12 protein-coding genes and 1 pseudogene are annotated in these 13,815 nt (G+C 36.5%); 7 read left to right on the top strand and 6 right to left on the bottom strand.

The features are described 5' to 3' along the window. The first annotated feature begins 13 nt into the window (after positions 1-13). From ccoN to KBP46_RS16500, 7 genes and pseudogenes are all read left to right on the top strand, one after another. Positions 14-2,275 (top strand): cytochrome-c oxidase, cbb3-type subunit I, encoded by a 2,262-nt coding sequence (gene ccoN, locus KBP46_RS16530; RefSeq protein WP_062676010.1) that lies wholly within the window; start codon positions 14-16, stop codon positions 2,273-2,275. A gap of 22 nt (positions 2,276-2,297) precedes the next feature. Next, on the top strand, positions 2,298-2,498 hold the full coding sequence (locus tag KBP46_RS16525; protein WP_002983870.1) for a cbb3-type cytochrome c oxidase subunit 3: 201 nt from the start codon (positions 2,298-2,300) through the stop codon (positions 2,496-2,498). Between the two features lie 10 nt (positions 2,499-2,508). Next, the gene (locus KBP46_RS16520; RefSeq protein ID WP_062676011.1) at positions 2,509-3,390 is read left to right on the top strand and encodes a cbb3-type cytochrome c oxidase N-terminal domain-containing protein; all 882 of its coding nucleotides are present in this window, start codon (positions 2,509-2,511) and stop codon (positions 3,388-3,390) included. Positions 3,391-3,484: 94 nt separating this feature from the next. Then, positions 3,485-4,938: pseudogene (gene ccoG / locus KBP46_RS16515) on the top strand (cytochrome c oxidase accessory protein CcoG). A 10-nt stretch (positions 4,939-4,948) separates the two neighbouring features. Further along, on the top strand, positions 4,949-5,401 hold the full coding sequence (locus KBP46_RS16510) for a FixH family protein (protein ID WP_034692611.1): 453 nt from the start codon (positions 4,949-4,951) through the stop codon (positions 5,399-5,401). After that, on the top strand, positions 5,392-6,117 hold the full coding sequence (locus KBP46_RS16505) for a sulfite exporter TauE/SafE family protein (protein ID WP_062676013.1): 726 nt from the start codon (positions 5,392-5,394) through the stop codon (positions 6,115-6,117). Before KBP46_RS16510 ends, KBP46_RS16505 begins: the two co-directional genes overlap by 10 nt. A gap of 18 nt (positions 6,118-6,135) precedes the next feature. Then, positions 6,136-6,873 carry a hypothetical protein gene (locus KBP46_RS16500; protein ID WP_062676014.1) on the top strand — a complete coding sequence of 246 codons (738 nt, stop codon included), beginning with the start codon at positions 6,136-6,138 and terminating at the stop codon, positions 6,871-6,873. A gap of 55 nt (positions 6,874-6,928) precedes the next feature. Here the strand turns inward: KBP46_RS16500 and serS are convergent, their stop codons facing one another. The 6 genes from serS to KBP46_RS16470 all read right to left on the bottom strand — a co-directional run bounded on the left by serS (position 6,929) and on the right by KBP46_RS16470 (position 13,765). After that, the gene (gene serS, locus KBP46_RS16495; protein ID WP_216443718.1) at positions 6,929-8,197 is read right to left on the bottom strand and encodes a serine--tRNA ligase; all 1,269 of its coding nucleotides are present in this window, start codon (positions 8,195-8,197) and stop codon (positions 6,929-6,931) included. Between the two features lie 66 nt (positions 8,198-8,263). Next, positions 8,264-8,782 (bottom strand): hypothetical protein, encoded by a 519-nt coding sequence (locus KBP46_RS16490; protein ID WP_123277636.1) that lies wholly within the window; start codon positions 8,780-8,782, stop codon positions 8,264-8,266. Between the two features lie 38 nt (positions 8,783-8,820). After that, positions 8,821-10,719, bottom strand: a complete 1,899-nt coding sequence (gene asnB / locus KBP46_RS16485; RefSeq protein ID WP_216443717.1) for an asparagine synthase (glutamine-hydrolyzing) — start codon at positions 10,717-10,719, stop codon at positions 8,821-8,823. A 66-nt stretch (positions 10,720-10,785) separates the two neighbouring features. After that, a complete protein-coding gene (locus KBP46_RS16480) occupies positions 10,786-12,039 on the bottom strand; it encodes a lipopolysaccharide biosynthesis protein (RefSeq protein WP_216443716.1) in 1,254 nt (417 codons plus the stop codon). Between the two features lie 5 nt (positions 12,040-12,044). Then, positions 12,045-13,178 carry a glycosyltransferase gene (locus KBP46_RS16475; protein WP_216443715.1) on the bottom strand — a complete coding sequence of 378 codons (1,134 nt, stop codon included), beginning with the start codon at positions 13,176-13,178 and terminating at the stop codon, positions 12,045-12,047. Between the two features lie 98 nt (positions 13,179-13,276). Next, positions 13,277-13,765, bottom strand: coding sequence for a hypothetical protein (locus tag KBP46_RS16470; RefSeq protein ID WP_216443714.1), 489 nt, complete (start codon positions 13,763-13,765; stop codon positions 13,277-13,279). Positions 13,766-13,815 lie beyond the last annotated feature (50 nt).

The following is a 13,815-nucleotide window of genomic DNA, read 5'->3' as shown; positions in this document are numbered from 1 at the left end:
GTGAATAGTTGATATGGAAACACAGAAGTTTAGTTATGACAATAGTATTGTCCGTGCGTTCCTTTATGCGACCTTAGTTTTCGGTCTCATTGGATTTACGTTCGGGCTTACGGCGGCATTAATGCTTTTCTACCCTGAATTACCTGAATTCTTTTTCGGGACGGATGACACAACCATTAAAAGTTTGGCATCTGGTAATATCGAAGGGTTAATAAACACTCATGGTGCATTTGGTTTTGGTAGAATCAGAATGCTGCACACCAATACCGTAATCTTTGCATTCGTTTGTAACATTGTTTACACGGGTATTTATTACTCATTACAGAGATTATTAAAAACAAGAATGTACAGTGACACATTGTCTTGGTTACATTTCTGGACCTGGCAGTTTATGATCGTTGCTACGTTCGTTACATTCTTTATGGGGATTAATACCTCTAAAGAATATGCTGAACACGAGTGGCCGATCGACATATTGATCGCATTCTCATGGATCATTTTTGGTATCAATATGTTCCTGACTATTTCTAAGAGAAGAGTGAGACACCTTTATGTAGCCATCTGGTTCTACATCGGTACCTGGATTGCAGTAGCAATGCTTCACATCTTCAACAACCTTGAAGTACCTTTATCTTTCACAGGCTGGAAATCTTATTCAGCATATGCAGGGGTAAAAGATGCTATTGTACAGTGGTGGTATGGACACAATGCGGTTGCATTCGTATTGACGACTCCGGTTCTTGGTTTAATGTATTACTTCCTTCCGAAGGCTGCAGACAGACCGGTATTCTCTTATAAACTGTCTATTATTCACTTCTGGTCATTAATTTTCGTATATATCTGGGCTGGTCCTCACCACCTTCAGTATACAGCTCTTCCGGCTTGGGCTCAGGCGGTAGGAACAGGTTTCTCTATCATGCTTATTGCACCATCCTGGGGAGGTATGTTAAATGGTCTTCTTACGCTGAGAGGAGCTTGGGATAAAGTAAGAGAAAATCCTATCCTTAAGTTCTTCGTAGTAGCTGTTACCTGTTATGGTATGGCAACGTTTGAAGGACCGCTTTTGGCAACTAAAAACATCAACAAAATTGGTCACTTTACAGACTGGGTTATCGGTCACGTTCACTTAGGAGCTCTTGGATGGAATGGTTTCATGGCATTCGGGGTTATCTATTACCTGGTACCAATCATGTGGAGAACAAAACTTTGGTCTGTAAAATTAGCTAACTGGCATTTCTGGTTAGGTACTTTAGGAATCATTTTCTATGCAGTTCCAATGTATATTTCAGGATTTACACAAGGATTAATGTGGAAGCAGTTCAACCCGGATGGAACCTTATTATGGAAAAACTGGCTGGATACGGTAACTGCAATTATTCCTTACTTCAAAATGAGATTCGTAGGAGGTCTATTCTATATCTCAGGATCTATCCTGATGATTGTAAACGTAATCGCTACAGTAAGAAAAGGATCATTCCAAAAAGAAGTTCCTGCTGAAGCTCCAGCGTTGGCAAACATCAGCAAAAACAGAAAAGAAGGAGAAGGTACTCACCTTTGGCTGGAAAGAACTCCGGTATTATTAGGTATCTTATCTTTCATCACGATATCAATCGGTAGTTCAATTGAAATTATTCCAACACTATCTCTTAAGAAAAGTGTACCTACGATTTCTGCGGTAAAACCTTATTCACCGCTGGAACTTGAAGGTAGAGATATTTATATCCGTGAAGGATGTAACGCTTGTCACTCTCAGATGATCAGACCGTTCAGAGATGAGATTACAAGATTCAACGGTAAAAACGGACAGTACTCCAAAGCTGGAGAATTCGTATACGACAGACCATTCCTATGGGGTTCTAAGAGAACAGGACCGGATTTACATAGAGAAGGTGGTAAAAACCCAAGTTCTTGGCACTACAAGCACATGTATAACCCAAGATCTACTTCTGCTGGTTCTATCATGCCTCGTTACCCTTGGTTAATTGCTACTGACTTAGACAGAACTAAGATGGTAGACAAGATGAAGCTGATGAAGAATGTATTCGATGTACCTTATACTAAGGCTGAAATTGATTCTGCAGACACATGGGCAAACAACCAATCAGCAAAAATTGTGAAAGATATCTTCTCTGAAGCTAATGACCTTAAGCAGGCTTATGCTAAGAGACCTCAGGGAGAACTAGAGAAAAAAGAAATTGTAGCTCTTATTTCTTATCTTCAGAGATTAGGAACTGATATCAAAACAACTGAAATCAAAACAGCAAGTAATAACTAAAAAACATTAAAAAGTTCATACTATGATTCCTCAGAACTTTAAAGATATATTATCCAATACTGAAAATGCTGGCTTCTACCAGACACTGGCTCTGATTTTCTTTATGCTGTTCTTCATAGCTTTAGTAATCTATGTTTTTAGCAGACCTAAAAAATATTACAAAGAAGAAGAAGAGGCACCTCTTGGGGATGATGAAGATGACGATTTTAATTTAAAAAATTAAACTATTTTTTATGAAACAAAGAACACCTGTTGTTATAAACATCTTAATAATAATCGGACTTTTAATAGTTTTTTATTATTTATTTGTACAGAGCTACGCGTTCCTTTCTTCACCTTACTTCTGGGGAACTGTTGTGATCGCTGGTATCCTGGCTTACATTCATGGAGCTATCGGAGACCTAATTGAGAACAACAAATTCAAGAAATTATCTCCTGAGGAAAAGGCAGCATATTTAGCTGAAAAGAAAGTTCCTTATTTCAAAAGATTGTACCAAAGTGCTTTCAAAAAGCAATCGGCTTCTGAAGAAAAGGATATCCTTATCGACCACGGTTTCGACGGAATCATGGAGTTGGATAACCAATTACCGAAATGGTGGGTAGGTTTATTCTATTTTGGGACCGCTTTTTGTATTGTATATATTGCAGCTTACTCTTTCACAGACTTCGCTCACCCGTTAAGCGAATATGAAAAAGAATATAAAGAGCAGTTGGCAAGTATTGAAGAATATCAGAAATCTCAGCCTCCTGTAACGATTGAAACAGCTAAGTATTCAGCTGATAACATTGCAGAAGGTAAAGAATTATTCAAAACAAACTGTGCATCTTGTCACAAAGAAGACGGTAGTGGAGGTATCGGGCCAAACCTTACTGATAACTACTGGATCAACCAGCCTGAGAAAACGTTATTCAAAAACGTATTCCACATGGACTGGAATGGTTCTCCTACTAACCCTGCCATGAGAGCCTTCGGTAAAAACGGAGAAGTTTCAGGAGCAGAAATTGAGAAGATTGCAGCGTATGTATATCACATCAACCAGGAACAGCCACCAGTGACTCCGGCTCAGGGAGGAGCAGCTCCTCAGGGAACCGAAGCACATTGGGAAAAAGAATAATTTAAAAAATTAGAAAACATATGAAAAAACATAATTTGTTATTAGATTAAAATAGTAACGAATTATGTTTTTTCTTTTTTAAAACCTATTACATATGTCAGACATAGAAGATATAGAAGTACGCGGCGGACAGGGACAGGTTCTGGACCCTGAGACTTACAGAGATTCTATAGGGACAATGGAGCAATCCGGAAAAAGAAAATGGGTCTTTCCAAGAAAACCTAAAGGAAAGTACACCAACTATAGAAACATTGTAAGCTATTTACTATTAATTATTTATTTTACATTACCATTCATCAAAATCAATGGAAACCCATTGCTGATGTTTAATGTAATAGACAGGGAGTTTTTCATTTTTGGACAGCCTTTCTATCCACAGGACTTTTTATCCTTACTTTAGGTGCTATTGCCTCTTTAATCTTTATTATTGTTTTTACGATTGCGTTCGGAAGAATTTTCTGCGGGTGGATCTGCCCTCAGACAATTTTTATGGAATCGATATTCCGTAAAATCGAATATCTGATTGAAGGAGACCGAAATAAGCAAATGAAGCTGGACAGACAGGAGTGGAACAGTGAAAAGATCTGGAAAAGAAGTTTGAAATGGACTATTTATGTTATCATTTCACTCATTATTACCCACTTTATGTTCATGTATATCGTAGGATATGAAGAAGTATTTAAAATTGTTGGGGAAGGACCATTTGCACATCCTACCAATTTTATTGTAATGATTCTTCTTACCGCAGCGTTCTACTTTGTATTTGCGTGGTTCAGAGAGCAGGTTTGTACATTGGTTTGTCCTTACGGAAGACTTCAGGGTGTATTGATTGATAAAGATACTATCAATGTTTTCTATGACTTCAAAAGAGGAGAAAACAGAGCAAAATGGAGAAAGGGCGAAGATCGTAAAGCTGCAGGAAAAGGAGATTGCATCGACTGCCACCAGTGTGTAGTGGTATGCCCTACCGGAATTGACATCAGAGACGGACAACAGCTGGAATGTATCAACTGTACCGCATGTATTGATGCCTGTGATGAAGTAATGGAAAAAGTAGGACTTCCAAAAGGATTGATCCGATATGCTTCTGAAAACGAAATTGAAAAAGAAACTCAGTTCAAATTTACAGGAAGAATGAAAGGGTTCTCTATATTCCTGTTCCTTCTTGTAGGATTCCTGGGATATCTTCTGTACAGCCGTGGCGAGATGGAGGCTAAATTCATCAAACCTGCGGGAAGTACATTCTTTGTGAGAGACGGTAAAATTACCAACACTTATAATTATACCTTCCTTAATAAAACGAACGAAAAAAAAATCGTTACCATCAAAGTAATAGATCCTGCACATGGTGAAATTACGTATAGTGCATCAAGTAAGATTCAGGTAGACAGAGATAAAATTTCCAAAGGAACGATCAACATCAGCTTCCCGGAAAATGATATGAAACTCTCTAAACAAAATATTACTATCGGTGTTTACGATATGAAAGGTAAATTGATAGACTCTTATCAGACTTATTTTGAAGGACCATTTAAACTGCAATTTTAATTAGAAAAAGATGAAGAACTTTAGTTGGGGACATGGTGTTGTAATTGCACTATTAGCATTCATAGTTTTTATATTATCCATGATGTTTCTTTTCCCGAACGGGCAGAAGAATTCTGAAATGGTAACCGATAATTATTACGAAGAAGAGTTGAAGTACCAGGATGTGATTGATGCTAAGAAAAAGGCAGATGATCTTCAGGAAAAACCTGTATACAGCCAGGATACTCAAGGAATTAAAATTACTTTTCCTAAAGAATATAATAACTCAAATACTACGGTAAAATTTGTTTTAAACAGAACCGACGACCAGAATTTAGACATTAAAAAATCTGTACAGCTTGATGCCAGCCAGTCTTTCACAATTCCTGCACAGGTATTGAAAGTAGGAAACTACACATTAAGATTAAGTTGGACAAAAGATAAAACAGACTACCGAATGGATTATGATGTGATATGGAAATAGGACTTATTGTATCGGCTATTGCTTTAGGCTTTGCTTCCGGTTTTCACTGTATCGGAATGTGCGGACCTATTGCTTTATCGATGGGATTAACCAAAAAACAGTCAGCTAATTTCTATCTTCAGAACCTTACTTATCAATTCGGAAGAATTTTCACCTACTCCTTATTGGGTGCACTTCTCGGAATTATCGGTCAAGGATTTGAAATGGCTGGCTTTCAGAAATACCTCACTATTACGGCAGGAGTTCTTCTGATCATTATGGCTGTATTTTCATTTGGTGGAAAAGATTTTGCTTCAAAAATTCCTTTCCTATCCAAGTTTCTGTACAGCGTAAAAATGAATTTGGGAAAATTACTTCAGAAAGCAGATTACCGTTCAAGATTTACGACTGGTGTATTAAATGGCTTCTTACCGTGTGGAATGGTGTATATGGCACTTACCGCCAGCCTCGCAGGAGGAGGGATATGGCAGGGAGCTTTTTATATGGCTTTATTTGGTTTGGGAACCCTTCCATTCATGTTCGCTATAGTTCTGGCTGGAAATCTCATGAATCAGGCCTTCAGAGTAAAAGTTTTAAAAGCAGTTCCTGTGATTATGATTATTTTGGGAGGATTATTCATTCTGAGAGGTCTTGAACTCGGAATTCCCTATGTTTCTCCGAAAGCAGAAGCCATGACAATTATTAAAGATCCGAACGGAGCCGTTAACTGCCATTAATTTGTATTTAAATCTACCATGAAGAAAAACATCATCTTATTTCTGATCAGTCTTTTTATATTGCAATCCTGCAGTATCAATTCTGAAATTGTCTATCATAAAGATGCTGCCTCCTCTTCTGTCACAGATATTGATACAAGGGAGTTTATGGCTGAAATGATGGCGATGACACCGGATTCATTAAAGCAGAAGGAATTTGGGGAAATGGACAGACTTCCGACTACCTGGACAAGTATGTATGATCTTGCCAAAAAGGAAGGAAAATTAAAAACTGAAAATCCGGACTCTATCAGAATCATGAAAAAAGTTTTCATGAAATCCACAAAGGAGGACAACAAGCTGGCAGGATTTTCTTTTAAAATGGAACATTTTACTCCAGAAGATTATTTGGTTTTAAAAAGTTTTACAAAGACCGAAAAAATCCCTTTAGATCAAAATATATACAATAGCTGGGATGGAAAAACCCTCACCATCGATACAGAAAATTTTAATCTTAGAAGTATTGAAGAGGCTGTCAAAACCAAAAGCTCAAAGGAAGAAGCTGAGAAAGTAGCCGGGATGATGGTAATGTTTTTCAAAAAGATCGGTACAACCTTAAAATTTGAAAATAAAATACAATCAATCTCAGGTAAACATGATTGGGTAAAACAGATTGATGATCATTCCATAAGAATAGATTATGATCTGAAAGCTATTTACGATAATGTTACAAAACTAAAAAACGCTGATAAGAAGATTATCATCGTTACTGAATAAAACAAAGACCACCGGATTATGGTGGTCTTTTTATTGTTACTAAAAATAGATTAATTTAGTTGATCATATCAAATCTTGCATATTCCGCAACCTTCTTAGGAAGCTTGATTCCTTCCGGTGTCTGGTTATTCTCCAGCAATGCAGCCATAATTCTAGGTAAAGCCATTGCAGATCCATTCAGGGTGTGAACCAGCTGAGATTTACCATCTCCTTTGTAACGGCATTTCAGTCTGTTTGCCTGGAATGTTTCAAAATTCGAAACAGAGCTTACTTCCAGCCACATTTCCTGAGCGGCACTCCAAACTTCAAAGTCATAGGTCATGGCAGATGCAAAACCTGTATCACCACCGCAAAGTCTTAATACTCTGAACGGAAGCTCAAGATCGGTAAGAATTTCTTTGATATGCTCTACCATTTCTTCCAAAACAGCATAAGAATTTTCCGGTTTTTCAATTCTTACGATTTCTACTTTTTCAAACTGGTGGAGACGGTTCAATCCTCTTACGTGAGCTCCGTAGCTTCCTGCTTCTCTTCTGTAGCACTGAGAGAATGCCGTATTTTTGATCGGAAGATCTTTTTCCTCAAGCAATACATCACGGTAAAGGTTTGTTACAGGAACTTCTGCAGTAGGAATAAGATATAATCTATCTTCGTTGATATAATACATCTGTCCTTCTTTATCCGGCAGCTGTCCGGTACCGAAACCTGAGGCTTCATTGACAACATGAGGAGGGTTCACTTCCGTATATCCCTTTTCCACGTTTTTATCTAAGAAATACTGAACCAGAGCTCTCTGCAATCTCGCTCCTTTTCCTAAATAAACCGGAAAACCTGCTCCGGCAATTTTTACCCCTAATTCAAAATCAATCAGGTTGTATTTTTTTGCCAGCTCCCAATGAGGGATTGCTCCTTCACCAAGACCTTCTACAGGATGAGACTGGAAAATGATTTCGTTATCATCCGCAGAAGCACCATTCTTTACCAGTTCATTGGGAATGTTGGGTAGTTGATAAAGAATATTCAGTAAATCGTTTTCTTTAACTTCTAGCTGGGATTTCAATTCTGAGCTCGACTCTTTGTATTGTGCTGTTTTAGACTTTGCAGATTCCGCTTCTTCTTTTTTCCCTTCTTTCATCAAAAGTCCGATTTCTTTCGAAATTTTATTGATTTCGGAAAGCTGGGAATCTAGCTCAAACTGGATTCTTTTTCTTTCTTCGTCGGCAGCGATAGCCTCGTCTACCAACTCAAGATTTTTGAATTGTCTTTTCTTAAGACCTTCTAAAACGCGTTCTTTGTTGTCGCGCAAAAAATTGACTTGTAACATTTTATTTAGATGTTAAATATTAGATGTTTAGCTCATAATAAGCTAACAATTGTACAAATTTAAAAATTATTTTGTGATCGTAACGGTATTTATTGAAGTAGGTGCATCAGCCTCTTTTGAAAACACTTCATTTCCGTCATACAATACCTTTGAAACCTGAAATACAGTAGGTGTATTACGATATTGAATTTCCAATGTCCCCGTAACATTATCATTGACATTGGTACTTTTTGTAAAGGTAATTAACATTTTGGAATGGTAAGAAGTTCCTGTTCCCGGATTATCAGGACTGATAGAATCCAATCTTCTTCTTTTAGCACCCGCCAGATAATCCATGTAAAATAAGGAATCCGTTGTCATTTTCAATGGAATACTTACCGGGGCAATATCTTTGGTTCCAAAAATATCATTTACCGAAAATCCAGTATAAGATCCGGCTTTTTTACTGTTCAGAAGGTCCTGACCTGCACTGTTTTTCATATAAATATTCAGCGCCTGATCTATTCTCTGCAAAGAATCATCATCATTTTTACAACTGATGAGTGCAAAAACCGCTATAAAAATGCCCCAAAAATATTTCATCATAAATACAAAGGTAAAATATTAATCTTTAGACTCCTTCTTTATTTTTCAAAATATTTCTGATACCACAGTTCAAAGGTAACCAGCTGCCATATTTTTACCCAATCATATTCATGTTCCTGATGATTCCACCATTCATCAATCACTGCAGCATTGAAGAAATTTCGCTTTTTTAAGCTTTCCAGATTTTCGGTAATAAAGTCTCTTACTTTTTGCTCATTTTTAATGAAATAATTCACCGGAAATGAAAACCCTTTCTTGGGCATATTCAGAACTTCCTGAGGAAGATATTTTTTAGCTGCTTTACGTAATAAAGGTTTATTCTGAATTCCATTAAATCTGATATTTTCCGGAAGTGCTGATACATAATCTATCAGGTTATTGCTCAGATAAGGATAACGGAATTCTACGCTATACTTCATCGCACTCAGATCATCCCGGAAAACATGGTGGGAAGAGAGTGAATATTTCATGTCGTATTCAAAATACCCGGCATAATTTTTTCCTTCTGAAAGATGATATTCTGAAAGGTGTAAATCTATTTTACTATAAATAGCTGGGGTTATAAGACTTTTAACTTCCATCGGTCTCATACTGATCTGGCTTTGTCTGAAAAAATCAAACATATGATACTGGGAAAAGTAGTTTTTCACCCGTTGTGAAAATTTATCCTTTGTAAAGATCAAAGGGCCTATAAAATTAAAATTCCTCATCAGAAGCCATCTGTTCAGTTTCAGCGTATGAGAATAGCCTGCAAAGAGCTCATCCGCTCCATTTCCACTTAATACAACTTTAAAATTCTGATTATGTGCATATTTTGCGGCATTAATCAAGACTTCAAAACTGCTGTAAGGTTCTTCAAAATGCTGAATATTTTCTTTAAGGTCTTCCAGTGCCTCTTCATCATTTACTTTTTTTATCTCATGCGAAATTCCAAAATGTCTGGCGGCCAGAGATGCATTATGTACTTCTTCTTCCGAAAACGGATAACTTATTGTGTATGTATTAACATTAGCGCTGAAATATCTTGATTTTGAGGCAATTAACGTTGAATCAATTCCACCACTCATCATCACTGCTACAGGAACATCCGCATATAATTGTTCTGAAATACTTTCAGAAAGAAGTTCGTCAATCCTTTTTACCGCTTCTTCATCGGAAATATTTTTTTCAGACTGAGAAGGCAGTCTCCAGAATTTTTCTGTAGTGATTTTCTGATTTTTTAAATCAATAGTCATAAAAGATGCAGGTTCCAGAGAGAAAATATTCTGAAAACAGGTTTGCGGAGCCAATGTTGTTTGAAAAAGAAAATTGGTGTAGACTCCGTTCCAGTTGATTTCAGCCTTTACCAGTTGGTTTTTCAACAATGCTTTTATTTCTGATCCCCAAACCATTCCTTCCTTACTGTGATGATAAAAAAGAGGCTTCATTCCTACTCGGTCTCTTGCCAGAATAAGTTTTTGAGAGATAAGGTCCACAATACAAACCGCAAACATCCCATCCAGCTTTGCAAAGGTGGAACTTCCCCACTCCTGGTAAGCTTTGAGAATAACTTCAGTGTCTGAAGTACTGCAGAAAGAATGACCTAAAGACTCAAGTTCTTTCCTTAATTTTTTAAAATTATAAATCTCTCCGTTAAATGTAATAATAATCTGCTCATTCTTTGAAAGCATAGGCTGATGCCCTTTTTCAGACAGATCAATAATGGATAATCTCCGGAAACCTAACGCAATATTAGAATTTTTCTCTTTTAGAACTGGAAACTGTTCTTTAATTTTTTGCGTGGAATCGTTGCCCGAAAAAGAGCCTCCCTCTCCGTTACTATACATCCAGAACCCTTCATCATCCGGACCGCGATGTCTGATCGCCTGATTCATTTCCAGAATATTTGTAGAGGAAATACTTTTATGAAATGAATAATAACCGGTGATTCCGCACATAGAAAAGGATTAATAGATATGTAAAAATAGGAAAAATGACTTTATTTAAGGGGAGCTATCAAGTAATTATTTCTTTAAAAATTTTTGCTTTAAAAGCTGTACTTCTTCTTTTGAAACCATATAGTCTCTAAAAATAAACGGAGTAGAACTATAAAACTTTCTGAACAGCAGGAAGGCCGAAACAAAATAGGACGATGTAGTGGCAACACAAGCGCCTATAATTCCCCATTTTGGTATCGCAATGAAAGAAAATACGACGGTAACCACAAGACCTACAATTGATTTGACATTAAGAATTTTCAGTTCTCGCATTCCTGAAAAGTAATGTCCCACCATATCACTTACCGCAATAGCAAAAATCCCCGGTGATAAAAGGAGCATGATTTCTTTGGTATCTCTGAATTCTTTTCCGAAAATCATCTCGTAAACCTGAGAGGGTATGATCATGATACCCAGCACAAAACCAATCATCAGAAAAAAGGTCAGTTTTAAAGATTCTTTGGTTTTCTCAATAGATTCTTCCCTGCTTTTACTATTGACAACATCCGAGTATAGAATTACTGCAATACTGCGGGTAATGGTCCAGATCGCTTCTGAAAAAGTAACTCCGATAGAGAATATTCCAACACTGGCAATGCCTTCAAAATATTCTAAGAAATAAAACGAAAGCCTGTAATTCAAAAACTGAACAAAAGCACTCAATTGAGTTTTCCAGCCATATTCAAACATATTTCTACCCACCTCTTTACAGAATGATATTTCAGAAATATTACATTTTTTGATAATCTGAAAAAAACTAGTGAGGAAAAGAAGCGCCAGGCAGCCAATCTGTGCAAGAAAATACACAGTAACATCTTTCTTTCCAAACCCATATACCAATATTCCTATAAAGATAATATGGACCAACTGTTGCAAAACAGTATACACATTAAACTTTCTAATATTTTGTGTTCCAATAAACAAGCTGATATTGGTAGATAAGAGTGAAGAAAAAACAGATATTCCGATCAGATACAATAGATATTCGCCCTGAATAGAAGCTACACTGAATAAAAAAGGGATTAAAAGTCCAGTCAGGAGAGACCACAGATAGGCATATAATAAAACCTTTTCTATTCTGAATCTTGATGCGAAATAAGAAGCACTGCTTCCGGAAAAAATGCTGCTGAAAAAGCTTACTGCCGCTGCATTGGCCACCACAATAGAAATGGTCCCCTTACCCTCACTTCCCCACATATTCGTAGAATAGATCACCAGACCGAAACTGAGGATCAGAATCAGAAAACGTGAGACAAAGGTTTTAATGATAGTAAGCTGCATGATGATTATTGATCAATAGATTTTTTTACAAAATCAACGAAGGAATCTTTTATGAGTTCCCAATTATATTTTTCTTTAAATTCTTTTCGTGCATTGAGAGTATGTGATCGATACAGCTCCGGATTCCTGATATAATTGATGATAATATCCGAGATTGCTTCTGCATCATGAGGATCAACAAGACTTCCAAACGAAAGCTCTCCCATATGCTCCCTGATCCCTTTCAAATCTGAATAAATCACAGGCTTTCCTGCTCCCATAAAGTAAAACAGCTTTATCGGCAGAGAATGATTATTTTCAAAGTTAATTTCCCGAAGATCAAAACATAGATCCGCATCTTCAAATGCTTCTGTAAATGTTTCAAATCTTGTTGGTTTTCTGATCTCAATATCATCAAAAGAATATATCTTTAATAATGATGAAAAGTAGAGCTCATCGCTTTCCTGTACAGTTGAACCAATAATAAGAATCCTGATATGAAGTGCAGGCATTTTCTGACGAAGTCTATCTATTGCCTTGAAGAAATTTTCAATTCCTTTATCTTTAGAAATCTGTCCGGTATAGCAAAGCTTGATGACGTTCGGATCGAGTTGCTTTATGCTTTCCTTGATATAAAGAGAATCCGGATAATAAGGAACAATGATCTGTTTTTTAAATCCAAAAAAATAAACTAAAGGAAATTTTTTAGTGGTTTCACCAAAAATGAAATGAGTACTTAAAAATCCGGCATACAGCTGAATGAGTGAAAACTTTATGGCCTGAAAAATGGTAACCGGAAACCTGTACTTTTGAAGCATTGACATGGAAGGATACCATTCTGTAATATCATAGATACAGCTTATCCTGTGTTCTTTTACAAACTTCTTTACTGCCACAACAGCCAATGGTTCAGAACAGATGATACACTCAGGATGAAAAGAATTGCAAATTTTACTGAAAGTTTCCATTTTCGTTTCTATACTTTCTTCCAGAATGGCAAAAGATTCTATTTCAATCCCATCAATACAACCTTTATACTCTGCATATAAACTGCATATTTTCACTTCATACCCATTATCTCTAAGAGCTTTTGCCTGATGATAAAAAATACGGTCATCATTATAGCTGTGGGAAGTCGTTAAAAAAAGTACTTTAGGCATTAGTCACTGCTCGAATCTATACAAATATACATTAAAACAAAAAAGTGGAAATATATTTTCCACTTTATGATTATTCTTTTGTATCAGCTTAACAGCTATTATTTTATAGAAGCCGCCCAGCTCTTCTCCAAAGGAAGAAGGAAGTGGCTTAAAAAGTCCAGATACGTATTTTTAGAGAAGTCAAAAACCTGAATATCTTCTGCAAGTTCTCCGTTCCTCAGCTTCGTTTTAAAGTCTATTAATTTTAACGTTTTCACTTCACCATTCTCCACAAAACTTGCTTTCATCCTATCGAAAAGGCCTAGCTCATATTCTTCGTCAATTTCTCTCATTACCTTTCCTAATGCATCAATGCTGCATCCTGAAGCCATTTCTTTTTCTTCATCCACACATACGATGATAAACTGATTCTTTTCAATTTTAAAAGAAGAAGAAAGTGGTTTTCCATGAGCAGCCCACGTTGCAAGGAAATCAAATAGTTTTTCAGTAATAGCTTTAGCTTCTTTTGTTTCAAAAGGTCTTGAAGCCGGGTATATAATGACTCTGTAGTCGTTGGTTTCTACAATATTAGATTCTTCGATTTTCATAATGCAAATATTTATTTTTCAAGAACATATCAAAAAAATAAATTCTGATC

The sequence above is a fragment of the Chryseobacterium sp. PCH239 genome (genome assembly GCF_018924625.1).
Taxonomy (GTDB): Bacteria; Bacteroidota; Bacteroidia; order Flavobacteriales; family Weeksellaceae; genus Chryseobacterium; species Chryseobacterium cucumeris.
Note: the sequence above shows the minus strand (reverse complement) of the source record. Positions and strands in the feature narration are given on the sequence as shown.

What these genes read in the sequence shown, in the direction of transcription:
- KBP46_RS16505 (WP_062676013.1), top strand. Translation starts at nt 5,392, where the DNA reads ATGGAAATAGGACTTATTGTATCGGCTATTGCTTTAGGCTTTGCTTCC.
- ccoN (WP_062676010.1), top strand. Translation starts at nt 14, where the DNA reads ATGGAAACACAGAAGTTTAGTTATGACAATAGTATTGTCCGTGCGTTC.
- KBP46_RS16490 (WP_123277636.1), bottom strand. Translation starts at nt 8,782, where the DNA reads ATGATGAAATATTTTTGGGGCATTTTTATAGCGGTTTTTGCACTCATC.
- asnB (WP_216443717.1), bottom strand. Translation starts at nt 10,719, where the DNA reads ATGTGCGGAATCACCGGTTATTATTCATTTCATAAAAGTATTTCCTCT.
- KBP46_RS16520 (WP_062676011.1), top strand. Translation starts at nt 2,509, where the DNA reads ATGAAACAAAGAACACCTGTTGTTATAAACATCTTAATAATAATCGGA.
- KBP46_RS16525 (WP_002983870.1), top strand. Translation starts at nt 2,298, where the DNA reads ATGATTCCTCAGAACTTTAAAGATATATTATCCAATACTGAAAATGCT.
- KBP46_RS16470 (WP_216443714.1), bottom strand. Translation starts at nt 13,765, where the DNA reads ATGAAAATCGAAGAATCTAATATTGTAGAAACCAACGACTACAGAGTC.
- serS (WP_216443718.1), bottom strand. Translation starts at nt 8,197, where the DNA reads ATGTTACAAGTCAATTTTTTGCGCGACAACAAAGAACGCGTTTTAGAA.
- KBP46_RS16480 (WP_216443716.1), bottom strand. Translation starts at nt 12,039, where the DNA reads ATGCAGCTTACTATCATTAAAACCTTTGTCTCACGTTTTCTGATTCTG.
- KBP46_RS16500 (WP_062676014.1), top strand. Translation starts at nt 6,136, where the DNA reads ATGAAGAAAAACATCATCTTATTTCTGATCAGTCTTTTTATATTGCAA.
- KBP46_RS16510 (WP_034692611.1), top strand. Translation starts at nt 4,949, where the DNA reads ATGAAGAACTTTAGTTGGGGACATGGTGTTGTAATTGCACTATTAGCA.
- KBP46_RS16475 (WP_216443715.1), bottom strand. Translation starts at nt 13,178, where the DNA reads ATGCCTAAAGTACTTTTTTTAACGACTTCCCACAGCTATAATGATGAC.